This window comes from Maribacter sp. C-4077 (assembly GCF_055378385.1).
The window spans coordinates 2,746,535-2,769,146 of sequence record NZ_AP038807.1 but is presented as its reverse complement, the minus strand read 5'-3'; the positions used below and the strand labels follow the sequence as shown (position 1 = coordinate 2,769,146).

The window sequence follows — 22,612 nt, the reverse complement described above, 5'->3', positions numbered from 1 at the left end:
GTTAATACTGTATCGTTTTTATTTTAGATTGATACTCACTAGGGGAAAGCTGTTGCCTGTGCTTAAAAACGCGGTTAAAGTAGGACCTACTTTCAAAACCACATTGCATATACACATCCTTGATATTCAATCCTGGGTCTTGAAGCAGTCCGGTCGCCAGTTTTATCCGTTCGTTGTTTATAAACTCAATGGGCGAAATACCCAGTTCATTTTTAAAGACCCTATAAAAATGCGAGGGACTCATGTAAGCCTTTTTGCTCAAATCCTCCACATTCAAAGGTTCATGGAGATTTTCACGTATGTACCTAATGACATAGGAGAGTCGATTATTGCTATTGATGGCAATTTGGGAACTCGTATAGATTTTTCGTTCGTTGGTCTGCAATATGCGTATGATGAGTTCCCGTAACATATTATCTACAAAGAAGTCCTTGGAGGGATGGTTTTCGGAAAAAAGAAAAAGCAATCGCTGTAAAATTTGAAAAATCCCCTGGTCGTTCACAAAATGGAAGTTGTAATCCATTAAGCTCCATTCTTTTTCGTCATCCTTTGTCATGCTTTCATTCATGAACTGAAGGACATTCCTAATTTTTTCCTCGGAAATGGCCATGGCCAGACAACGGGTCGGGTTTTTGGATTTTGCCTCGGGAAAGTCGATACACATGGTTTCATTGGCAGGCAACACCAGGGATTCACCCGGCAAAAAATCGAAGGATTCGTAATCCCTAAGATGCATCACTTTTTTTCCTTCTATCATGCTGGCCAGAACAGGTTGGTCAAATTTCAGTAAGACCTTATCTGCTTGCTCATGGGTTTCAAAAACATGCATGGTGGCATTTTTCAAAGTATAGGAGGTTTGGTTCTCCACCATGGTCTCCAATCGTCTCCCTTCCAAAAAAGTATCCGACAACTTTAACATTTCTTAATAATTATCAATCGAATAATAATGAATATACAAATATTTAGAACCAAAATAATCATTATGGCAAAATATGATAGGATTGTTCACCTTATTCATAGAATTGGTCAGACCATTCCATTTTCCAATAAGTAATTTTAAAAGAATCATTTTATAGAACTGTACAAACACATAACCAATTTTTAATTTTTAAACATTTTAAAAGATGAGCAACACTGCAACCGTGGCGCAAGACGTGCTACAAAAACCGACATTCAAAAATCAATATGAGAATTTCATAGGAGGAAAATGGACGGCACCCGTAAAGGGGGAGTATTTTGAAAACACCTCTCCGGTAGACGGAAAATCCTTTACAAGGATTCCCAGATCTACGGCTGAGGATATAGAAAAGGCTATTGATGCGGCATGGAAAGCAGCACCTTCATGGAACAATTCATCGGCAACAGAACGAAGCAATATGCTTTTGAAAATAGCCGATGTCATGGAAAAAAACTTGGAGGTTTTGGCGAGAGCGGAGACGTGGGATAACGGCAAGGCCATTCGCGAAACAAGGGCAGCTGATTTACCATTGGCCATAGACCATTTTAGATATTTTGCCGGGGTTATCAGGGCCGAAGAAGGATCCGTAAGTGAATTGGACAGTAATACCGTTGCCTTAAACGTTACCGAGCCTTTGGGAGTAGTTGGACAGATCATTCCTTGGAACTTCCCTATTTTGATGGCGGTTTGGAAACTGGCCCCAGCATTGGCAGCAGGAAACTGTGTAGTCCTAAAGCCCGCTGAACAGACCCCTGTAGGGATTCTTATCCTTGTTGAGTTGATCCAGGATATTCTTCCCGCTGGTGTTCTTAACGTCGTTAACGGCTTTGGAGCCGAAGCAGGCAAACCCTTGGCATCAAGCTCAAGAATCAATAAGGTCGCATTCACCGGAGAGACTACAACCGGGCAATTGATTATGCAATATGCCTCCAAAAACATCACGCCTGTAACCCTGGAATTGGGCGGAAAGTCCCCGAATATCTTCTTTGAGAATATCATGGACGCAGACGACGAATTCTTTGACAAGTGTATCGAGGGGGCGAATATGTTCGCTTTAAACCAAGGTGAGGTATGTACTTGTCCTTCTAGGATGCTCGTTCAGGAAAGTATTTTTGAAGCCTTTATGGAACGTGTAATCGAAAGAACGAAAGCCATTAAAATGGGACATCCACTAGATCCAAATACCATGATGGGGGCCCAAGCTTCCAGCGACCAGTTTGAAAAAATCCTCAACTATATCCAAATTGGCAAGGAAGAGGGCTGTGAGGTCTTGACCGGAGGTGAACAGGCTTACAATGAAGGCTTGGAAGGCGGATTCTACATTCAGCCAACCGTGCTAAAAGGAAATAATAAAATGCGCGTATTCCAAGAAGAGATTTTTGGACCCGTAGTTTGTGTAACCACCTTTAAGGATGAGGCAGAAGCCATTGAAATCGCCAACGATACCTTGTACGGACTGGGCGCTGGTGTATGGACGAGGGATACACACCAGGCCTATACGGTTTCTAGGGCGATCAAGGCCGGTAGGGTATGGGTGAACTGCTATCACCTCTATCCCGCTCATGCACCCTTTGGTGGATATAAAAAATCCGGTATCGGTAGGGAAAACCATAAGATGATGCTAGCGCATTACAGACAAACGAAGAACATGCTTATCTCTTACGATAAGAAGCCTATGGGATTTTTTTAATAGAAATAAAATGAAAACCAAAAGGGTATTGGTCAGTGAAAAAGCTGTAGAGATCATTAAGGAACTCAAGGAAAAACACGGGGAGCTTATGTTTCACCAAAGTGGGGGTTGTTGCGACGGCTCTTCCCCCATGTGCTTTCCAAAGGGCGAACTAATGATAGACGATAACGATATATGGTTGGGTACCATTGAAGGATGTGAATTTTATATTTCCAAAGATCAATTTGAGTATTGGAAGCACACCCAACTAACGGTCGATGTCACCCCGGGTAGAGGGGCCAGCTTTTCCTTGGAAATACCAATGGGCATTCGTTTCATTATCAAATCTAGACTCTACTCGCCAGAAGAGGCGGAAAACTTGGAACCTGTTCGTATGGGGGAGTAATTATTAAATTATAGATATGATTAAATTAAGGCCCGTATCTTGTACGGGCCTTTCACATTTTCAACTTGTTTAATTGCGTAACTTGCCATCCTAATATTTTTCGGTTGAAACCTACATTTAAAAATATACTGATTTCCCCTTTCGTACTTTTGGTGCGTTTTTACCAGTTGGCCATTTCTCCCTATACGCCCGCCACGTGCAGGTACTCGCCCACTTGTTCGCAATACACCTTGGAAGCCTTGAAAAAACATGGTCTCTTTAAAGGTGGCTGGTTATCCATTAAACGTATTTTCAGTTGCAATCCTTGGGGCGGAAAAGGGTATGACCCCGTACCGTGACCGGAAAGTTATCAAACGTAAGATGCGTCATTTTCTCAACCCTAATAGCTCCTATTTACGTATATTAGCCCTTCAAAATCGACTCGCATGTACTTCTTAGGAATTATCTGGAATCCCAACGAGACCCTCTTTAATTTAGGCCCTATCCAAATAAAGTATTATAACCTGCTTTGGATCATTGCATTTGCCATTGGTTGGTATCTCATGAAGAAGATATTCGTCAATGAAAAAAAACCGGTGGAACAATTGGATTCCCTTTTTGTGTATACCGTTTTGGGCACCATGTTAGGAGCCAGACTGGGCCACGTTTTCTTTTATGATTGGCCTTATTATAAAAATCACTTGTTGGAAATACTCTTACCCATTAGGGAAAGTGATACGGGCAGTCTCCTTTTTGGACTTATCGATGGCTATGAATTTACGGGTTTTACGGGCCTTGCCAGTCATGGGGCAACTATTGGAATTATAATTGCCACTTATTTGTTTACCAAAAAACATACCGGTTTCAGCATGCTATGGATATTTGATAGGTTGACGATCCCCGTAGCTATTGGAGCTTTTTGTGTGCGCTTGGGCAACTTTTTCAATTCTGAAATCAATGGAAAGACCATTGACGAGTCCTTCATCTTTGCGACAAAATTCATCAGGGATTCTGACGATCTCCATCCTTCAAAAGCCTTGGGCGTAACCAAGGAAAGAACACTCAACGCCGCCTATGATGCCATTGAGAACGACCCTCAATTTTCCCAATATTTAATGGAGATTCCCTATAGGCATCCTGCGCAATTGTACGAAGGCGTTTGTTATATTCTTGTTTTTGTGCTATTGTATTATCTCTATTGGAAGACCGATAAAAAGAACAAGCCCGGATATCTTTTTGGATTGTTTTTAATTTTATTATGGACCGTTCGTTTCTTTGTCGAGTTCGTTAAGAAAAGCCAAGGCGGTTTTGAGGAATCTTTAGGGGTACTGTCAACCGGGCAATGGTTGAGTATTCCATTTATACTGTTAGGCCTTTATTTCATGTTCAGACCTTTAAAATCAAACTAAACAAATAAGACACATGCATCTTTCAAGGCATTTTTTAGGCTTGGCGATTGTTTTATTGTTTGGCTTGACATCCTGTAAAGAAGAAACGAAAAAGGTAATCAAAACAACGCCCGTAACCTTCACAAAGGAAGGTACTTTACAGATTTACAAACAGGAAAATGATTCCCTAATATCCTCCTTGGATATTGAAATTGCCGAAACCGATTATGAGACACAGACCGGACTCATGTATCGCAAAGGCATGGAAACGAATCAAGGCATGTTGTTCATTTTTCCGGATGTCGCCATGCATTCGTTCTATATGAAGAATACCGAGTTTCCCTTGGACATCCTATTCATAGATGAAGACTTGAAAGTGGCCAGTATCCAAAAAAATGCACAGCCGTTCAATGAGAACGGTCTATCCTCCAAAGTACCCGTAAAATATGTACTGGAGGTCAATGCAGGCTTATCGGATGCTTGGTCTGTTGAAGTTGGCGACCGCATTTCGTTCGAAAGATTATAGCCCATGAACTATTCCATGGAAGGCGCCGAAACGGAAAGGCTACTATTCAGAAAATTATCTAGGGACGATTTTGATGCCTGGTTGCCTTTTCACGAAGACCCTAGATCGTCGAAGTTTTGGTCGGGCATTCCTCAAAATCCAATTGCTGCCTGTTCCCAACAGTTTGACCGCGTTTTTGAACGCTATCAGAAAGGTCTTGGCGGGATGTTCGCCCTAATTGATAAAACCACGGATAACCTCGCTGGTTTGTGTGGCTTGTTGATACAAGTTGTGGACGGCCAAGAAGAATTGGAAATTGGGTATTCCGTTCTACCGACGCATTGGGGTAAAGGTTTCGCTTCCGAAGCCGCCCAAAAATGCAAGGAAACCGCCTTTAAAAATGGATGGGCCAATCGCCTTATATCCATTATCCATATCGATAATGAACCGTCAAAAAAAGTGGCCCTTAAAAATGGGATGCACTTGGAAAAAAGAACGGTATATAAGAACAATCCCGTTTACATCTTTAGAATAGACCTTTAGTATGGAACATTTAGGGATTTTTACGGATAATCAAACCAACAAAAAAGAGCTCATTCGAAAGCTCCAAAACAACGAATTTTCAGACATCGTAAACCTAAAAGATATACCCGGGAAACTATTTTCCCAATTGGAGGTAAGAAGGTTTATGGAAGAGGAGGAAAAACATGGAACAAAATATATTTCCACAAAAGGACAGGCATTGAAAACCATGTCAAGCGGGGAACAAAAAAAGGCCTTGCTTTTTCATATCCTCGACCAAAAACCGGACTATATCCTATTGGACAATCCGTTTGATAATTTGGATATTTCATTTCAAAATGATTTAAAAACACTTCTTTTAGAAAAGGCTAGCGGAACCTTGCTGATACAATTGGCCAGTAGAAAGTCTGACATGCTTCCCAATATCCGCAACTTTGCAAAAGTCATTGATGGCCAACTTAGAGTACTAACCGAGAATATACAAGGAGAAGACAAGGAAGCGACCATTTTCTTGGGAAGCATCCCTCCTGCCATTGAACCAATACCGTTCAATGGGGAAACATTGATCACCTTTGAAAAAGTCTCGGTTTCCTATGGTGAAAAACACGTCCTAAAGGATATTGACTGGGAAGTGAAAACCGGCGAATTTTGGCAACTGATAGGAAACAATGGAACCGGCAAGACAACCATTCTTTCCATGATAACCGGCGATAATCCAAAAGCCTTCGGACAAGAAATATACCTTTTTGGGAACAAGAAAGGTTCCGGGGAAAGTGTTTGGGACATCAAGGAAAAGATCGGCTACTTCTCCCCTGCCATGACCGATAGCTTTTCCGGAAGACATTCGGTCGAAAACATGCTCATTTCCGGATTATTGGATTCCATCGGATTGTATATAAAACCTACCGAAACGCAAAAAAGAATTTGTAAGGAGTGGCTATTACTTTTAGGTCTATGGGAGCGGAGAAACGTTCAATTCAACGATTTGTCACTTGGGGACCAGCGCCTTGTAATGACGGTTCGGGCCATGGTAAAACATCCGCCATTATTGATTTTGGACGAACCCACCAGTGGCATGGACGATGCTTCGGCCAGCATACTTGTCCAACTTGTCAACAAAATAGCCCAAGAAACGCAGACCACCATCCTTTTTGTTAGCCACCGAAAAGAACCCGGACTCAACCCCAAGAAAATCCTTGAATTAAAACATACCGATAAAGGTTCCATCGGCATTGTAAAATAGACCTAACAGGTTCCAAAACCTTTTAGGTCTGGGCACACTAAGCTATTCCAGTAAACTACCTCGGGGCAAGCCCAGGAGGCATTCGCAGGAAACAAATTTTTTATTTCTAGGCAAGCCTCGGAGTATTAAACCCTTTGGCGGTGCCAATAAAAAAAGGCCGCTATGCAGTACATAGCGACCTTCTCGAGTTAGTTGTGGTCAAAGTCCTAATTAAGGACCTTGGTAATTTTCTTGCTCAAGGCATCGAACATTACGGGTGTCGCGATGAACACAGAGGAGTAGGTACCTACTACCACACCCACGATCATAGCGAACATAAATCCGCGTAACGACTCCCCACCAAAGATGAAGATGGCCAATAATACTACCAAGGTAGTCAAGGACGTATTCAATGTTCTTCCCAATGTACTGTTGATGGCAGAATTGACATTCTCCCCACCTTTCCAACCTCTTTCGGCCAAAGTTTCACGTATACGGTCGAAAACCACCACGGTATCGTTCAAGGAATATCCAATGACCGTTAAAATGGCCGCAATAAAGGCCTGATCAATTTCCATGTTGAACGGCATTATTTTTCCGAAAATAGAGAACACGCCCAATACAATCAACACGTCGTGGAATACCGCAACAACAGCTCCCAAGGAGAATTGCCATCTACGGAAACGTATCAAGATGTAAAGGAAAACCACGGCCAAGGACCCCAAAATTGCCAAGAAAGCATTGTTTTTAATATCATCTGCGATGGTAGGCCCAACTTTTACGGACTGTAAAATTCCAATAGACTTTCCTTCGCTTCCAATGGCAAACGCATCTTTAGAAGTGCCATCAGGTAGGTATTTTTGTAAGGAAGTGTATAATTTGTCCTGAATCTCAGTATCGACCTCAATCCCTTCCACATCCACTTTATACGGCGTTGTGATCTTGATTTGGTTAGCTTCACCAAAGGTCTTCACATTGGTGCCGCTTCCAAATACATCGTTCAATTCTGATGCGATTTCCGACGGATTCACAGCCTGTTCAAAACGTACGGTGTAGGAACGTCCACCTACAAAATCCACACCTTGCTGAAGTCCTGGTCCAAAAAATAAGGACGCTAATCCAACCAATACCAAAATTCCGGATATCACATAGGAAATCTTCCTTTTGGCCAAGAAATCGATAGAAAGGTTCTGAAACAAACCTTTGGTAAGACTTGTTGAGAAATCCAAACTTCTACCTTTGCCACTGATGTACCAATCAATTAACAATCGGGTAATGAAAATGGCCGTAAACAGGGAGGTAAGAATACCAATCAATAAGGTAGTCGCAAACCCCTTTATTGGACCGGATCCAAAAACAAATAGGATGATTGCCGTAAGACCTGTGGTAATGTTCGCATCCAAAATGGAGGAAAGGGCGTTTCCAAAACCATCCGAAACGGCAAGACCTTTTCCTTTGCCCTTGGCCAGCTCTTCCTTGATCCTCTCAAAAATAAGGACGTTCGCATCCACGGACATACCTATTGTCAAAACGATACCCGCGATACCTGGCAAGGTCAATACCGCGTTCAAACTTGTCAATACCCCAAAAATCAAAAGGATGTTCAATAACAACGCCACATCGGCAAAGGCTCCAGCCTTTCCATAATAGGCTATCATCCATAACAATACAATGGCCATGGCGATCAAAAAGGACATAAAACCACTATCGATCGCTTCCTGACCTAGTGACGGACCAACGATTTCAGATTGGATGATTTCTGCGGAGGCAGGTAGTTTACCCGCTCGCAATACATTAGAAATATCCTTGGTCTCGTTTACGGTAAAATTTCCCGTGATTTCAGAACGGCCTCCGCTAATAGGACCACTGGAAACCCCTGGAGCTGTATATACTTTATTGTCCAAAACGATGGCAATCCCCGTTTGGTTGTTATAGGCATCCCCAGTCAATTGCTCCCATTCCTTGGCGCCCTTGGTATTCATGGTCATGGAAACGGCAGGCTTGCCAAATTGGTCAAAATCATCTCTGGCATCGCTCACCACATCACCACTGATCCTTGGCACCCCTTCTCGGTTCGATTTCAAAGCGTACAAGTCGATAACCTCCGTATCCTCGGTAGCTGGTCTTTCCCAAACGAACTTTACGAATTGGATATCAGCGGGCAATAACCTTCTAATTTCAGGCATCCTAAAATAAGAACCAATCGTAGCCGTATCCTTGATAGCCGCCCTGAACATGGCATGAGTTCCAGGATTTGCAGGAATCAACAATTCGTAAAGCGGGTTTACTTGAGTGGCCAAATCCAAGGAATCAGCGGCAACATCTGACAATAACGAATCCAATTCTGATTCTTCCTTTACGGGTTCCGGCTTTTTAACATCCACTATTTCCTTCAACTTTTCATTCGCCTGAATCAGGAAGGTACTAAAGGAAGGGTTGCTCTGTTTGTACGTCTCCCAAAACTCCAACTGCGCCGTACTGGACAACAAGTCCTGGGCACGGTTAATATCCCTGGCTCCTGGTAATTCTACCAAAATCCTACCGGAATTTCCTTCTCTCTGGATGTTGGGCTGAGTTACCCCAAAACCGTCGATACGCTCACGCAATACCTCAAATGCGGAAACCACGGACTCATCGATTTTTCTTCGGATGATAGGTTTTACCTCATCATCAGACATCTGAAAGTTAATTTCATCGCTCAATCCCTTGTTCGCGAAAATATCGGGTGAAGCCAATTTTGTTTCCCCCTTTATGTTGTCAAAAGCTTCGAAGAACAAGTCAATATAGGTGTCGTCGCTGTTCTTTGATGCGGTATCCGCATCGGCCAAGGCCTTATTAAAAACAGGATTTTTTGTATTGTTGGCCAAACCTTTCAAGATATCCTTTACGGAAATCTGTAGCGTTACGTTGATGCCACCTTTAAGGTCAAGACCTTTGTTCAACTCCTTCTTTTTGGCCTCGTTGTAGTTGGTATACCCTAAGATGGTATTGTTGCCAATGGAATCCAAATAACTGGCTTCCAAGGCCTCCCTTTTTGAGATATAATCCTCTTCCGCCTCAGAAATTCGGCTTGCAGCGAATACTTCCGCCTCCTTTTCAACCTTATTGGTGATGAACGTATAGGATAGCTGATAGATACTAACTAACCCGAATAATAAAGCGAACAGCTTTATAAGTCCCTTATTTTGCATTTTAATGTTTAATTTAAGTTATGTCGATTTTGATTTTATAATTTGAAACAAGGCAAACTACTTCTGCCAGAAAGTAATTGAAAGCCTTTGTGAAATTCTAATTGGATATTAGCCAATGCCATGTAGGAAAGGTCCTGCCCTACCCTCTGGTATATTCCGTGAAGTGTTGTCTATGGCTATGGCAATAGTATGGTACGTCTTAAAAGCCGTTTGGTCGAAAACCGGCCGTAAATGGAACGTATTAGTAGGATTTATCGCCAGGGTATTGTAAAATCCGCTGAATATTTCCTGCTGATTGGAAACCACATCCCCACTGATTTTTAAACCTTGGGGCCCTTGTTGGTGCAAATCTGAAACTACCAGACTGTAATTATCCGGTACGGGTTCTTTTGGTGATTTGGATGGAAGTTCCTCCCCATGTTCCAATGACATCGCGTTTTCCTCCGAAAGGAATTCCTTTACAACGCTCGCATCGATATCGCTGTAATAACGAATGTTTACCTGGCCAGAAACGTCCTCGTAGACCTCGATTCCCTCAACACCCAAGAACAACAGCTTATTCGTGATATTCGATAAAACCTCCTCACGAGCGTTTTCAGAGGCGACTTCCACATCGCCAAACTGCAGGGAAATCTGCTGGTTGGAAATCTTTTTATGCGGTTGGCTCAGCCCCAATAGGGCAAAGATGACCAATAAACTACTTATGCACCATTTTGCATTCATGGCGCAAATATAAAAAGAAAGATTATTGTTGAAAGTAAATAATTGACAATACGTATGATACGGAGCGGCCTTCCTAAAAAAAGGAAAACCTCTGGAATCAAATTCCAAAGGTTTTTATAGTAAGTTATGAGGTGCTTAAAAACTATAGCTCCAATAAGCCATTCGTTTTGGAAACACCCTCTGCACTTTCCTTCATTTTGGCCTTTTCCGCATCGCTTAAAGGAATGTCCACAATCTGCTCGATACCGTTTTTACCTAAGATGACCGGAACGCCTATACAAATATCGTTTAGGCCGTATTCCCCTTCCAACATAGTGGAACAAGGGAACATTTTCTTTTGGTCGCAGGCGATGGCCTGTACCAAAGCGGAAACCGCTGCACCGGGAGCGTACCAAGCACTGGTGCCCAACAATTTGGTCAAAGTTGCACCACCAACCTTGGTATCTTCGGCTACTTGTTGCAATCTTTCATCGGATAAAAATTCAGAGGCTTTTATACTGTTTCTTGTAGCATGTGAAGTCAAGGGAACCATTCCTGTATCACTATGGCCACCGATCACCATTCCGTCCACATCTGAAATTGGCGCATCCAAGGCCTCAGCCAAACGGTATTTGAAACGAGCGCTGTCCAAAGCCCCGCCCATCCCTATTATCTTGTTCTTGGGCAGATTCGTTGTTTTATGCACCAAATAGGTCATGGTATCCATAGGATTGCTAACCACGATGATGATAACGTTTGGGGAATGTTCAATGAGATTACTGGAGACCGTCTTTACGATACCCGCATTGATGCCGATCAACTCTTCCCGTGTCATGCCCGGTTTTCTTGGAATACCCGATGTGATAACGGCGATATCGCTATTGGCTGTTTTTGAATAATCGTTGGTACTTCCGGTGATTTTGGTATCAAAGCCATTCAATGATGCTGTCTGCATTAAATCCATGGCCTTACCTTCTGCAAAACCTTCCTTTATATCCAGAATTACTACTTCCGAAGCAAAATCCTTAATGGCAATGTACTCCGCACAACTGGCCCCTACCGCTCCAGCTCCAACTACTGTAACTTTCATTTTAGTATATTTTTATGATTTAAATTGATTATGATAAAATAAAAGGTTCAAAACACCTTTTAAGCTTGCCAAAAATACTCAATTATTAACAATTTAGCAGGCGAGAGTGGTGTAATATATGCCGATTTCCACCATTTAAAAACATCGATAAAATGCAGCTCGCGTTAAAAAAAGATACCTTTCAACGAAGAAATCGTAAAAAAGTTGCCATACATCGATTTTTAGTAATATCCCTAAAGAAGCCCCGTTAATAGCTATGGATCCCAAATCCAAACAAAACCTACTTAATAATGAAAAAGTTCCTCTCGTTAATGGCCATATGTGCCATTATCTTTTCTGCCAACTGTTCCCGTGTAGAACAGAACAACGACCCCATTATTGGCATTTGGTTTCAGACCGGAACGGAAATCAGTAACGGTTCTTCCAAAAGTACCCTCCGTAAAGAATGGATTTTCAATGATGTCTACCTTGGTAGGTATCATGAAATCAACGGAAATAACATTACCCTACAAACAGATTTTAAGTGGTCCAAGGAAGGAGACATTTATACCATAGAATATAGGGGACTTGAAAATGTACCTGTTGATCGGTTGAAAATTATCGAAACCGACCAAGGTACTATTTTAGAAAAGGTAGACGGTGAACACGTAGCCATTAGGGAATAAAAATTTTCACAGGGCCATGGGAAAGAGCCTGTTCGGAGAAATCTGGGCAGGCTCTTCATGTATGAAAAAAGACCAAACCAAAATTTGCCAAACAGGTACAAAAAACCCGGCAATTTGCCGGGTCCATTATTTGTATTTTTCCGATGATTATCTAAACCCGAAATTGACGCCAAAGGTCCAAGTATTGAACTCGCCAAGGGTATAATCCGCATTCAATCTAAAGAAGCCCAACTTCAATTTTGCACCTACATTGCCCGTAACACCGTTTACTCTTTTGGTAATTGAAAAGGGGTCTTCGTACGTTTCCGAAGCAAATGGACCAGCAGTGACCTCATAGGTTCCCAGAACATCCGTTACCGATTTTCCCGTTACATAGCCCAGTCCCCCATAAAAATTGATGATGGGAAGCTTGGTGGAGACCACTGCATTGAAGGCCCAGGTGCTGATAGCGGCCTCAATGCGCTGATCATTCCCTTGTACCAAGTTAATATCCGTTAGGTCGTAATCCCCGTTCACCTTTGTATATCCTATAATGGCAGAAATGGCTACAGGCAATATTTTGTCCGCGGGCAGAAGTTTAGTAAAATCGTGCTGCAATCCAAAACCGATCAAGCCTACGGCCGCACCTTCATACTCCAATTTAGGCAAAAACCGGGCCTTAATCTCGGTTCCCTTGATAAGACCCACGCTGCCTTGTAAGTATCCGGAAGGCACAAAATCAATGCCTTCCCCAGAAAGTCCCGAAGGCAATTCAAAAGTTTGTCTTACCGTGGTACCGGCAACCTGTCCTTCAACAAACACCTCCACCCCGCTAATATCTCCCAAAGCTGAGGAAACCTCCCTGGCTACTCCTGGATTATCAACGAAATTTAGATTTTGATAATCATTAGGGTCAAGGACAAACACTTTTTTATCGGCTTTGTTCTTAAAGTTTGTAAGGTTTCCAACCACTGAAATTTCAAATCCCCCAAGGGGTTTGGCATCGGCGGTATTGTACCAACCTGTCGCAAAATTATATACGGCACTTTCTGAAAGTGGCTCCAAATAGTCCGTTGTAAATTGTTCCGCGTCTTCCACACCTGCCGCCAAAAGGTCGTTCAAGTCCTGGGCCATAGCGGCACTAAAACCGCACAACAAAAAACAAGTAAGTAAATTCTTCATTTTTTTAATTTTTCCTAAAACTAAAAAACCTGCGTTTTTGGCGCAGGTTTTTGTTGTGTAATGGGCTTTTTCTATGTGTCAATGTTCGCATAGACGGCATTTTTCTCAATGAATTCCCGTCTGGGAGGAACCTCGTCACCCATGAGCATGGAGAATATGCGGTCCGTTTCCGTCGCATTTTCAATGGTGATTTGACGCAATGTCCTGAACTCTGGATTCATTGTGGTGTCCCACAACTGCTCCGCATTCATTTCCCCAAGACCTTTGTAGCGCTGGATACTTACACCACCGCTGTAGCTGGCCGCAATTTCATCACGCTCCTTATCGGTCCAGGCATATTGTTTCTTTTGACCTTTCTTGACCAAATATAGCGGAGGTGTTGCTATATACACATGGCCTCCTTCGATCAATTCCCGCATATATCGAAAGAAGAACGTCAAAATTAATGTTTCAATGTGGCTACCATCCACATCGGCATCACACATGATGACCACTTTATGGTATCGTAATTTTTCAAGGTTCAAGGCTTTACTATCCTCTTCGGTACCAATAGTTACGCCAAGGGCCGTATAAATGTTCTTGATTTCCTCGTTCTCAAAAACCTTATGCTGCATGGCCTTTTCTACATTCAGAATTTTACCCCTTAATGGCAGGATGGCTTGGAAATTTCTATCCCGACCTTGTTTGGCAGTACCACCGGCAGAATCCCCCTCCACAAGGAACACTTCACATTGTGCAGGATCCTGTTCAGAGCAATCGGATAATTTCCCAGGCAATCCACCCACACTCATTACCGTCTTGCGCTGCACCATTTCCCTGGCCTTGGTGGCCGCATGCCTGGCCTGGGCAGCCAATATCACTTTTTGTACGATTACCTTGGCATCATCCGGATGTTCTTCCAAATAGTCCGTCAACATTTCAGAAACGGCCTGACTCACCGCAGAGGATACCTCCCGGTTTCCTAATTTGGTTTTTGTCTGACCTTCAAACTGGGGTTCCGCCACCTTTACGGATACAATAGCCGTCAATCCTTCCCTAAAGTCATCCCCTTGAATCTCGAACTTGAGTTTGTCCAACATTCCGGAGGAGTCGGCATATTTCTTCAACGTGGTAGTCAAACCTCTTCTAAATCCGGATAAATGTGTTCCTCCTTCATGCGTATTGATATTATTCACATAGGAATGCAGGTTCTCCGTATAACTCGTATTGTAGATCATGGCCACTTCTACGGGAATATCGTTCTTCTCCCCTTCCATGGAAATCACATTTTGGATCAAAGGTTCGCGATTACCATCCAAAAACTTGACGAATTCCTTGAGTCCGTCATTGGAGAAAAACGTTTCTGAAATAAATTCCCCTTTATCGTCCTTTCGTCTTCTATCCGTTATGGTGATGGTTACGCCTTTGTTCAGAAAGGAAAGCTCCCGCATTCTGTTGGAGAGTGTTTCATAACTGTATTCAATAGTCTGGGTGAAAATGGTATCATCTGGCTTAAAAGTGACGATGGTGCCCCTATAATCTGTTTCCCCAACACTTTTTACCGGATATAAGGCCTTGCCCCTTTCATATTCCTGTTCCCATATTTTTCCGTCCCTATGTACGGTCGCCTTTAAGTGGTTTGAGAGCGCGTTCACACAGGAAACACCCACACCGTGCAAACCACCCGAAACCTTATAGGAATCCTTATCGAACTTACCACCTGCCCCAATTTTGGTCATTACGACCTCCAAGGCGGACACACCTTCCTTTTTATGCAGATCTACCGGAATACCCCTACCATTATCTTTTGTGGTAATGGAGTTGTCCTCATTTATGGTCACGCTGATGGTATCGCAATGCCCACCCATGGCCTCGTCAATGGAGTTGTCCACTACCTCATAAACCAAGTGGTGCAAACCGCGGGCACCTACATCGCCAATGTACATGGAAGGACGCATCCTTACGTGCTCCATTCCTTCCAACGCCTGTATACTGTCCGCAGAATATTGCTTTTTATTTGCTTCTTCGCTCATAAGTTAAAAGTTGTTTTTACTTCAAATTTTGCAATCTTACAAATATACGGAATACCCTATGAAATAGGACCTTTCTATGAGTTTAGGGTCGTCAAGTTATCAACAAAAATTGTGGAAAATTACGGCTATTTTCACCCCCACAAACGGTTCAGTATTGTGGTAAGGGAAGGGCTGAAAAATAAGAAATTGATAAAACAAAAGAGGTGCCAATGGATGGCACCTCTCAAGGACTAATTAAAAAATAAAAACTGCCCTGCTCTTCTCCGAGACAGGTAAACAGAATTATCATGAAATCAACTACTTTACGTAGGCATCAGCATGAACTTTGGCCACCGCACGACCGGATGGATCGTTCATGTTTTTAAATGCCTCGTCCCACTCCAATGCGATTTTGGTACTACAGGCCACGGATGGTTCCTGGGGTACGCACAATGCGGCCGCATCTGAAGGAAAATGTTCCTCAAATATGGAGCGATAATAAAATTCCTCCTTGGTAGTTGGCGTTTGTAGCGGGAACCTAAATTTGGCATTCGCCAATTGGTCATCGGTTACCTCGGTCGCCACCAATTCCTTAAGGGTATCGATCCAACTGTAGCCTACTCCATCTGAAAATTGCTCTTTTTGCCTCCAGGCCACACTTTCCGGCAGCATATCCTCAAATGCCTTACGGACGACCCACTTTTCCATGCGCTCCCCGTTAATCATTTTGTCCTTAGGGTTGATACGCATCGCCACATCCATAAATTCCTTGTCCAAAAACGGTACGCGGCCCTCTATGCCCCATGCAGCCAAGGATTTGTTGGCCCTTAAGCAATCGTACATATGCAGCTTGTCCAGCTTACGAACGGTCTCCTCATGGAAATCCTTTGGGCTTGGAGCTTTGTGGAAATACAGATAGCCTCCAAAAAGCTCGTCCGCACCTTCCCCTGACAGCACCATTTTTATCCCCATGGATTTGATAACACGGGCCATCAAGTACATTGGCGTGGACGCCCTAATCGTGGTAATATCATAGGTTTCCAGGTTATAGATTACGTCTCTGATGGCATCCAAGCCTTCTTGGATGGTAAACTTGATCTCATGATGTACGGTGCCGATATGGTCCGCAACCTTTTGGGCGGCGGCCAAATCTGGGGAACCTTCCAGACCCACCGAAAAGGAATGCAGCTGGGGCCACCAAGCATCTGCCGTGTCTCCCGACTCAATTCGCTTCTGGGCATATTTTTTGGCTATGGCCGAAGTAACGGAGGAATCCAGTCCGCCAGAAAGCAATACCCCATAAGGAACATCGGACATTAACTGACGGTGTACCGCGGCTTCCAAGGCCTCTTTTATAGCTTTGATACTGGTTTCGTTTTCCTTCACGGCATCATATTCCATCCAATCCCTTTTGTACCATCGCTTCAATTCCCCGTCCGCACTATGCAAATAATGCCCCGGTGGAAACAGTTCTATCTTTGTACAAGTACCCTCCAAGGCCTTAAGCTCAGATGCCACATAGAAGGTGCCGTTTTGGTCCCAGCCCATATACAAAGGAATGATTCCCATATGGTCCCGTGCCACAAAATATTCGTCCTTTTCGGAATCATAAATAGCAAAGCCAAAAATTCCGTTCATTTCATCAATGAAGTCTGCTCCTTTTTCCTTATAAAGTGCCAAAATCACTTCACAATCGGACTCCGTCTTAAAATTATATTTACCGGCAAATTGCTTACGCAACTCCCGGTGATTGTATATTTCGCCATTTGCGGCCAAAATCAATTTACCATCTTCACTTAATAGAGGTTGCTTCCCTGAAGCAGGGTCTACAATAGCCAAACGCTCATGGGCCAAAATGGCCTTGTCATCTGCATAAATACCGCTCCAATCAGGACCTCTATGTCGTACCTTCTTAGACATTTCCAGCAATTGAGGTCTTAGTACTTCCGTACTTTCCTTGACATCAAACGCACAAACAATTCCGCACATATTCTACTGTTTATAATAATTTGGTTACAAAAATGAACTACATGTTTATAATATAAAACACTTTGTGTAAATATGGTTACATTTTTAAACCTATAAAAGATATTCTATATAAAAAAAAAACCATATTCCCACAAAATGAAAATTACGCGACTATTTTGTAAGTATGTTAAAATTTAACGACTTTTTAAAAGTATTAGCTAGGTGAACTGCTTAGCTTTGGAACACTAAAATTAAATTCAATCATGAAAAAAGTTATTTACCTATTCCTATTCATTGCCGTATTAGGATTTTCAAACAGCCTGAGTGCGCAAAAGTTCTCTGGATTGGACAAAAGCCCCATGGATATGGCTTCTTATCCTACAGATTACAAAGTATCTGAAAAAGTAGTGCGCATCATATATGGACGCCCACAACTAAAAAATCGTTCCTTGGCGGAACTGGCCCCTGCCGGGGAAGTTTGGAGAACGGGTGCCAATGAAGCCGCGGAAATCACTTTTTACCAAGATGTTAATTTTGGCGGTAGGGACATTTCCGCAGGTACGTATTCTTTGTTCACAATTCCCGGTGAAGAAGAATGGACCGTCATCCTGAACAAAAATTTAAATCAATGGGGTTCTTATTTCTATGAAGACAGTGCAGATGTTGCTAGAGTATCCGTACCAAACGGTTCTGATTCTGCCAGCTTGGAAGAGTTTTCCATCGCTTTTAAAGAAGTGGACAAAGGAGCTCATATGGTCATGGGATGGGACAAAACAAGAGTGGCGGTTCCTATTACATGGTAACCATACTTTTAAAAATAAAAAACGGACTTAGGTCCGTTTTTTTTGTTTTAATTTTAAGGCAATGGCATAAAGTCCTTAACTTTTAATTTTCCGGTAATTTCCTTATTCCGTTCACCGCGTAGTTGACCTCCTTTGCAAAAACCTCCCCCACAAGCGCGTCTCCCTCCATAGTAAGAATAACGGCAACACGCTACACACGATCAGGTTTTACATGAAATTGCAGTTTGTCACCTGCTACCAGAAGGTCATGCGCAATCAGCGATTCACCATTAGGCAACTTAAAAAGCAAATCATGTTTACCTTCCGTTTTGTCAATTATCAAAAGACCTCGACTATAGCCATTATATACGCCTGCCACCCGGTAACTCCAAATACCTACAAGGTCTATGGATTCTAAAGTTTTATCATTTGCAGTGTTTATGAACCCGTCTTGGGCGGTTCCTGTGAAAAACACTAACGAAAGCAATAGTAAAATAGGAATATCCCTCAAAATATTTTGATAAGGTTTCTACTTATAACTCGCAATCCAAGAATTTATTTTCTCTTCCAAGAGCATTAAAGGCAAACTACCCGAACCCAACACTTGGTCATGAAACTCCCTCAAATCAAATTTGGGACCCAATTCTGTTTTGGCTTTATTACGTAATTGCAATATCTTCAATTGACCAATTTTATAAGAGAGCGCCTGACCGGGAGTGGCCATATATCTTTCAATTTCGGCAATGATACCTTCCTCGGACTCCGCCTCATGGGCCAAGGAATAGGCAATGGCGTCTTCCCGGGTCCAACCCATTGCATGGATTCCCGTGTCCACTACTAATCGAATTGCGCGGTGCATCTCCATACTGAGCATCCCAAAATATTGGTAAGGGTCTTCATAAAGCCCCAATTCCTTGCCAAGGGATTCCGCATAAAGTGCCCACCCTTCCACAAAGACACCCATACTTTCAGGGTGCAAAAATTCAGGCAAACCTTGGTTTTCCTGCTGCAAACTCAATTGATAATGATGACCTGGTATGGCCTCATGCAGGAACAAGGCCTCATCGTGAACCACATTGTAGCTTTTGACATCGGGGATTGGAACATAAAAGGTTCCTGGCCTTTTGGCATCCTTAGAACCCGGAACGTATTCAGCACTGGCCGATGCCTCCCTGAAGGCTTCAGTACGTTTTACTATAAAATCAGCCTTTGGACGAAGATTGAACACACTATCCAATCGTAGGCTTAACCGCTCACGTATCCCATTGAAATGCGCTATTACCTCCTCTGGATTTTCGAATGGCATTAGTTCTTTCTTGGTTCGAACCATATTGAAAAAATCATTTAATTCGCCTTCAAACCCCAAATCTTCCTTAACTTTTTCCATTTCGCCTGTGATGCGTTCTACTTCTTGCTTACCCAAGGCATGGATTTCTTCTGCAGTCATCTTCGTGGTCGTATGCAAACGGATCAAATAATCATAGGTCCCACGCCCATTTGGTAAGGCGGACAGTCCATCCGTTTCCCTACAGACAGGAAGATATTCCTGTTCCAAAAATTGATACAATTCTTCGTACATGGGAAGGATTTCTTGGGTAATTATTCTCTCATAATCGGCTTTCAAGCCTACCCTAACATCTTCCTGAATCGCTTCCGGAAAGTGGAGCACTGGCTGATAAAAAAGATTTTCCTCCAGGGGAATATCTATGAATGCCTTAATCTGCGGTAGCATTTTTAATGTTAGGACCTTGGGTAAAACGATTTCCTTTTTCATTCCTTCCCGCATATGTTCCATACATGTATCCAAAAACTGAAGGTAGTCTTCCAATCTGTGTAACCAATTTTCATAATCCTCTTTAGTGGCGAAGGGCTGTACACTGGTACCCCCGGCCAATTGGGCCACATATAGATGGAGCGACTGTACTTGGAACAAGGGCATAAGTTCAAAACTGGGGAGGTTGTAAATGGGAGATGCCATGGTTACCAAGGAGTTGTTCAGCCCTTCCAATTTCATCCGGCAGTCCCATTCCAGGACCCGGGCACTCAAGGCATCCTCCGTTGAAAGCTCGGACACGGGATATTTTTCCAATTCGGATAAAAACGAGGTGTAGGAATCCCTAAGAAATTCCTGATGCCCGTCCGAAATATAATTGACAACAGTATCATTATAGATATCAATTCCCGCTTTTGTGGCCTCTATGGGATTAATTTCTTTTTGAAAATCGTAAAAAGCAACAAAAAGACTATCTATGTTCCCGGTATCCTCTATTGTAGTTTTACGCTCTGGTGTACAGGCTCCAAGCAATAGTATTATTGCTAAAATTAATCCTTTGCAATTCATGGTCAGTGGTTTTTAGGATGCTATAGCTCTATTTCGATTTTTTATGTTTCTTTTCCTTTATCCGCACATAAATGAGCTTGTTCCTACCCTTGGAATCCTCACGCCGCTCAATTTCAAAATGTGGTATGGAGTTGATCAAAGGGGTCAGCTTTTGAAAGCCATAGTTTCTTGAATCAAAATTTGGCTGCTTTTTCTGGAGCAAACTTCCAACATCTCCCAAGAATGCCCAACCGTCATCGTCCGCAACATCATCAATCGTTGTCGCTATGAACCGAAGGTCCTTAGGTGTAATTTTGTCAATATTGCTCTTTTCCGTTTTTGAACTGTTTTTGGCCGAGGTGGTATCCTCCGACTGACTCTTGAGTATTTCCAGATAGATAAAGCGGTCACAAGCTACAATGAATGGATTGGGGGTCTTTCGCTCCCCGATACCAAAAACCTGCATACCGGCTTCCCGAAGACGGGTGGCCAATCGTGTAAAATCGCTGTCACTGCTTACCAAACAAAAACCGTTCACTTTCCCGGAATACAAAATATCCATGGCATCGATGATCATGGCAGAATCCGTAGCATTTTTACCTTGTGTATATCCGTACTGTTGTACTGGCGTAATGGCATTTTCCAAAAGCAGGTTTTTCCATTTTCCCAATCTTGGGTTGGTCCAATCCCCATATATACGCTTAATGGTAGGATTGCCATATTTCGCGATTTCCTCCATCATTTCCTTAACATACCCGGCGGGTATATTATCACCATCGATAAGCACGGCCAAGTTTAAGTCCATTTGTGTTGTTTTGTGTAAAGTTACAGGGTTTTCCCGCTGTTTGAACATCGGTCGGGTAATAAATTGTAAGACTATTCATATATAATGAACCGCCTAGAGGGACGTCTAAACGCGGAGAGGTTTGGCAATTCGTATGCGTATCGGACCCAAGACCGCTGCGCCCGACTGAAGGGCAAGGGCAGGCTACAAGAACCAAGAGATTAGACATTTACCTGTCTTGGCTCCATGTTCTTGACTCTTTTTTTAGGAAACTGACCATCCTCACGAGACATTCGAGTCAAGCCATCGGGGGAAATCTATTGATTAAAATATTCTTCCTGTATAGTGAAAAGGGTTTCATTTTGAATAAAACCATCGTGAACGACCAACCTATATTTCAAAACAAGGGGGCTTTCTCGCGATAAGGGTACGGGGTGGGCCCCAGGAAATGGATACACTGCGTTCTGCATGCTCTCCTTGGTTCGTAGAATCCACGGATTTGGATGACCGGGATTGTCCTTTGAAGGAATGATCGTTAAACCATACGGTGTTTTGTCTTTACCTACCCTGCTAAGGATGTTTATCCAGTTCACACCTGGAACCGGCGTGTTTTCCGGAATTATTTTTCCTTCAGAATCCTTAAACATCACATCCCCCGATAATTGTACCCGGGCCGAAAATCCGCCATATCCCTTTTCATCCTCTGAGCCACCAATAGAAATAGAATCGAACAACGGATACAGTTGAATCTTAATATCCACCAACCTATAATTGCCTTTTCTGGGATAGACGGTTATCCAATTTGTTTCCGATACAAACGGTATTCTGGCACCATCTTCATCAAGATACACGTCCGATTCCCAAAACACCTGATTTTTTAGTGTGATTGCCCCATTGCGTCCTACAGTTTCGGATGTATTGATTACATTCCATTCAAAATCCTTTAGTTCCCAACCGTCCCCTATTCTTTTTCCATTGATATACAACTGATGCCACGCCCAAAAAATCCCCCTATGGTGCAAATGGTCGTCCGGGAAATCTTCTGTAATAGAAACACCGTCCAAAGAAAATAAGGGATGTATGTAATTGGCCCTTTCATAGCTTCCATTCAAGGATTTTGGCTCTTTTTGAAAGACGAGTACACTGTCCTTTCCTTCCAGGAATACAGCATTTTTGTCCGATATATGAAGATTCACTTGTTGGGAAAAAATACTTCCCCAACAAAAGACGAAAACTATGAAAAGAATGGGTGCGCTTTTGGACATCTTTGATATATAGATTCCAAACTACCAAAATTTATCGGAACCTA

At 42.8% G+C, this 22,612-nt stretch carries 20 protein-coding genes; 10 read left to right on the top strand and 10 right to left on the bottom strand.

Going from position 1 to position 22,612, the window contains the following annotated elements:
- Nucleotide 1: 1 nt before the first annotated feature.
- Nucleotides 2-919 (bottom strand): AraC family transcriptional regulator, encoded by a 918-nt coding sequence (locus ACZ41C_RS11885; RefSeq protein WP_464561633.1) that lies wholly within the window; start codon nt 917-919, stop codon nt 2-4.
- A 205-nt stretch (nt 920-1,124) separates the two neighbouring features.
- Between ACZ41C_RS11885 and exaC the strand changes: the two genes are divergently transcribed.
- The 7 genes from exaC to ACZ41C_RS11850 all read left to right on the top strand — a co-directional run bounded on the left by exaC (nt 1,125) and on the right by ACZ41C_RS11850 (nt 6,670).
- Nucleotides 1,125-2,648 (top strand): acetaldehyde dehydrogenase ExaC, encoded by a 1,524-nt coding sequence (gene exaC / locus ACZ41C_RS11880; RefSeq protein WP_464561631.1) that lies wholly within the window; start codon nt 1,125-1,127, stop codon nt 2,646-2,648.
- A gap of 10 nt (nt 2,649-2,658) precedes the next feature.
- Nucleotides 2,659-3,033, top strand: coding sequence for a DUF779 domain-containing protein (locus ACZ41C_RS11875; RefSeq protein WP_464561629.1), 375 nt, complete (start codon nt 2,659-2,661; stop codon nt 3,031-3,033).
- 104 nt (nt 3,034-3,137) lie between these two features.
- Nucleotides 3,138-3,371, top strand: coding sequence for a membrane protein insertion efficiency factor YidD (yidD, locus tag ACZ41C_RS11870; RefSeq protein ID WP_464561627.1), 234 nt, complete (start codon nt 3,138-3,140; stop codon nt 3,369-3,371).
- Nucleotides 3,372-3,458: 87 nt separating this feature from the next.
- Nucleotides 3,459-4,421, top strand: a complete 963-nt coding sequence (lgt, locus tag ACZ41C_RS11865) for a prolipoprotein diacylglyceryl transferase (protein WP_464561625.1) — start codon at nt 3,459-3,461, stop codon at nt 4,419-4,421.
- Between the two features lie 13 nt (nt 4,422-4,434).
- Entirely contained in the window at nt 4,435-4,926 is a 492-nt protein-coding gene (locus ACZ41C_RS11860) for a DUF192 domain-containing protein (protein ID WP_464561623.1), read from the top strand.
- 3 nt (nt 4,927-4,929) lie between these two features.
- The gene (locus tag ACZ41C_RS11855) at nt 4,930-5,448 is read left to right on the top strand and encodes a GNAT family N-acetyltransferase (RefSeq protein ID WP_464561621.1); all 519 of its coding nucleotides are present in this window, start codon (nt 4,930-4,932) and stop codon (nt 5,446-5,448) included.
- Nucleotide 5,449: 1 nt separating this feature from the next.
- Nucleotides 5,450-6,670: an ABC transporter ATP-binding protein gene (locus ACZ41C_RS11850; protein WP_464561619.1), complete on the top strand. Its 1,221-nt coding sequence runs from the start codon at nt 5,450-5,452 to the stop codon at nt 6,668-6,670.
- 206 nt (nt 6,671-6,876) lie between these two features.
- Here the strand turns inward: ACZ41C_RS11850 and secDF are convergent, their stop codons facing one another.
- From secDF to mdh, 3 genes are all read right to left on the bottom strand, one after another.
- Nucleotides 6,877-9,840 (bottom strand): protein translocase subunit SecDF, encoded by a 2,964-nt coding sequence (gene secDF / locus ACZ41C_RS11845; protein ID WP_464561617.1) that lies wholly within the window; start codon nt 9,838-9,840, stop codon nt 6,877-6,879.
- A gap of 108 nt (nt 9,841-9,948) precedes the next feature.
- Nucleotides 9,949-10,563: a hypothetical protein gene (locus tag ACZ41C_RS11840; protein ID WP_464561615.1), complete on the bottom strand. Its 615-nt coding sequence runs from the start codon at nt 10,561-10,563 to the stop codon at nt 9,949-9,951.
- A gap of 142 nt (nt 10,564-10,705) precedes the next feature.
- Nucleotides 10,706-11,632, bottom strand: coding sequence for a malate dehydrogenase (gene mdh / locus ACZ41C_RS11835; protein ID WP_464561613.1), 927 nt, complete (start codon nt 11,630-11,632; stop codon nt 10,706-10,708).
- Nucleotides 11,633-11,922: 290 nt separating this feature from the next.
- Here mdh and ACZ41C_RS11830 point away from each other — a divergent pair, with 290 nt between their 5' ends.
- Nucleotides 11,923-12,297 carry a hypothetical protein gene (locus tag ACZ41C_RS11830; protein ID WP_272636461.1) on the top strand — a complete coding sequence of 125 codons (375 nt, stop codon included), beginning with the start codon at nt 11,923-11,925 and terminating at the stop codon, nt 12,295-12,297.
- Nucleotides 12,298-12,444: 147 nt separating this feature from the next.
- On the opposite strand, the gene ACZ41C_RS11825 is transcribed toward ACZ41C_RS11830, so the two are convergent.
- The 3 genes from ACZ41C_RS11825 to asnB form a co-directional block, all read right to left on the bottom strand.
- Complete coding sequence (locus ACZ41C_RS11825; protein WP_464561611.1) at nt 12,445-13,458, bottom strand: DUF6588 family protein; 1,014 nt, start codon at nt 13,456-13,458, stop codon at nt 12,445-12,447.
- Nucleotides 13,459-13,529: 71 nt separating this feature from the next.
- Nucleotides 13,530-15,470 (bottom strand): DNA topoisomerase (ATP-hydrolyzing) subunit B, encoded by a 1,941-nt coding sequence (gene gyrB / locus ACZ41C_RS11820; RefSeq protein WP_464561609.1) that lies wholly within the window; start codon nt 15,468-15,470, stop codon nt 13,530-13,532.
- A gap of 297 nt (nt 15,471-15,767) precedes the next feature.
- A complete protein-coding gene (gene asnB, locus ACZ41C_RS11815) occupies nt 15,768-17,438 on the bottom strand; it encodes an asparagine synthase B (RefSeq protein WP_138257442.1) in 1,671 nt (556 codons plus the stop codon).
- A 242-nt stretch (nt 17,439-17,680) separates the two neighbouring features.
- Between asnB and ACZ41C_RS11810 the strand changes: the two genes are divergently transcribed.
- On the top strand, nt 17,681-18,220 hold the full coding sequence (locus tag ACZ41C_RS11810; RefSeq protein WP_138257441.1) for a DUF2911 domain-containing protein: 540 nt from the start codon (nt 17,681-17,683) through the stop codon (nt 18,218-18,220).
- 211 nt (nt 18,221-18,431) lie between these two features.
- Nucleotides 18,432-18,617 (top strand): hypothetical protein, encoded by a 186-nt coding sequence (locus ACZ41C_RS11805; protein WP_464561606.1) that lies wholly within the window; start codon nt 18,432-18,434, stop codon nt 18,615-18,617.
- Nucleotides 18,618-18,728: 111 nt separating this feature from the next.
- Here the strand turns inward: ACZ41C_RS11805 and ACZ41C_RS11800 are convergent, their stop codons facing one another.
- The 3 genes from ACZ41C_RS11800 to ACZ41C_RS11790 form a co-directional block, all read right to left on the bottom strand.
- The gene (locus ACZ41C_RS11800; protein WP_464561604.1) at nt 18,729-20,540 is read right to left on the bottom strand and encodes a DUF885 domain-containing protein; all 1,812 of its coding nucleotides are present in this window, start codon (nt 20,538-20,540) and stop codon (nt 18,729-18,731) included.
- A 28-nt stretch (nt 20,541-20,568) separates the two neighbouring features.
- Nucleotides 20,569-21,324: an NYN domain-containing protein gene (locus tag ACZ41C_RS11795; protein ID WP_138257439.1), complete on the bottom strand. Its 756-nt coding sequence runs from the start codon at nt 21,322-21,324 to the stop codon at nt 20,569-20,571.
- Between the two features lie 296 nt (nt 21,325-21,620).
- Nucleotides 21,621-22,568, bottom strand: a complete 948-nt coding sequence (locus tag ACZ41C_RS11790) for a DUF6807 family protein (protein WP_464561602.1) — start codon at nt 22,566-22,568, stop codon at nt 21,621-21,623.
- Nucleotides 22,569-22,612: the final 44 nt, after the last annotated feature.

Excerpts from the sequence above, each read along its gene's own strand:
- ACZ41C_RS11885 (WP_464561633.1), bottom strand. The coding sequence starts at position 919 with ATGTTAAAGTTGTCGGATACTTTTTTGGAAGGGAGACGATTGGAGACC.
- exaC (WP_464561631.1), top strand. The coding sequence starts at position 1,125 with ATGAGCAACACTGCAACCGTGGCGCAAGACGTGCTACAAAAACCGACA.
- ACZ41C_RS11875 (WP_464561629.1), top strand. The coding sequence starts at position 2,659 with ATGAAAACCAAAAGGGTATTGGTCAGTGAAAAAGCTGTAGAGATCATT.
- lgt (WP_464561625.1), top strand. The coding sequence starts at position 3,459 with ATGTACTTCTTAGGAATTATCTGGAATCCCAACGAGACCCTCTTTAAT.
- ACZ41C_RS11860 (WP_464561623.1), top strand. The coding sequence starts at position 4,435 with ATGCATCTTTCAAGGCATTTTTTAGGCTTGGCGATTGTTTTATTGTTT.
- ACZ41C_RS11855 (WP_464561621.1), top strand. The coding sequence starts at position 4,930 with ATGAACTATTCCATGGAAGGCGCCGAAACGGAAAGGCTACTATTCAGA.
- ACZ41C_RS11850 (WP_464561619.1), top strand. The coding sequence starts at position 5,450 with ATGGAACATTTAGGGATTTTTACGGATAATCAAACCAACAAAAAAGAG.
- secDF (WP_464561617.1), bottom strand. The coding sequence starts at position 9,840 with ATGCAAAATAAGGGACTTATAAAGCTGTTCGCTTTATTATTCGGGTTA.
- ACZ41C_RS11840 (WP_464561615.1), bottom strand. The coding sequence starts at position 10,563 with ATGAATGCAAAATGGTGCATAAGTAGTTTATTGGTCATCTTTGCCCTA.
- mdh (WP_464561613.1), bottom strand. The coding sequence starts at position 11,632 with ATGAAAGTTACAGTAGTTGGAGCTGGAGCGGTAGGGGCCAGTTGTGCG.
- ACZ41C_RS11830 (WP_272636461.1), top strand. The coding sequence starts at position 11,923 with ATGAAAAAGTTCCTCTCGTTAATGGCCATATGTGCCATTATCTTTTCT.
- ACZ41C_RS11825 (WP_464561611.1), bottom strand. The coding sequence starts at position 13,458 with ATGAAGAATTTACTTACTTGTTTTTTGTTGTGCGGTTTTAGTGCCGCT.
- gyrB (WP_464561609.1), bottom strand. The coding sequence starts at position 15,470 with ATGAGCGAAGAAGCAAATAAAAAGCAATATTCTGCGGACAGTATACAG.
- asnB (WP_138257442.1), bottom strand. The coding sequence starts at position 17,438 with ATGTGCGGAATTGTTTGTGCGTTTGATGTCAAGGAAAGTACGGAAGTA.
- ACZ41C_RS11810 (WP_138257441.1), top strand. The coding sequence starts at position 17,681 with ATGAAAAAAGTTATTTACCTATTCCTATTCATTGCCGTATTAGGATTT.
- ACZ41C_RS11805 (WP_464561606.1), top strand. The coding sequence starts at position 18,432 with ATGAAATTGCAGTTTGTCACCTGCTACCAGAAGGTCATGCGCAATCAG.
- ACZ41C_RS11800 (WP_464561604.1), bottom strand. The coding sequence starts at position 20,540 with ATGAATTGCAAAGGATTAATTTTAGCAATAATACTATTGCTTGGAGCC.
- ACZ41C_RS11795 (WP_138257439.1), bottom strand. The coding sequence starts at position 21,324 with ATGGACTTAAACTTGGCCGTGCTTATCGATGGTGATAATATACCCGCC.
- ACZ41C_RS11790 (WP_464561602.1), bottom strand. The coding sequence starts at position 22,568 with ATGTCCAAAAGCGCACCCATTCTTTTCATAGTTTTCGTCTTTTGTTGG.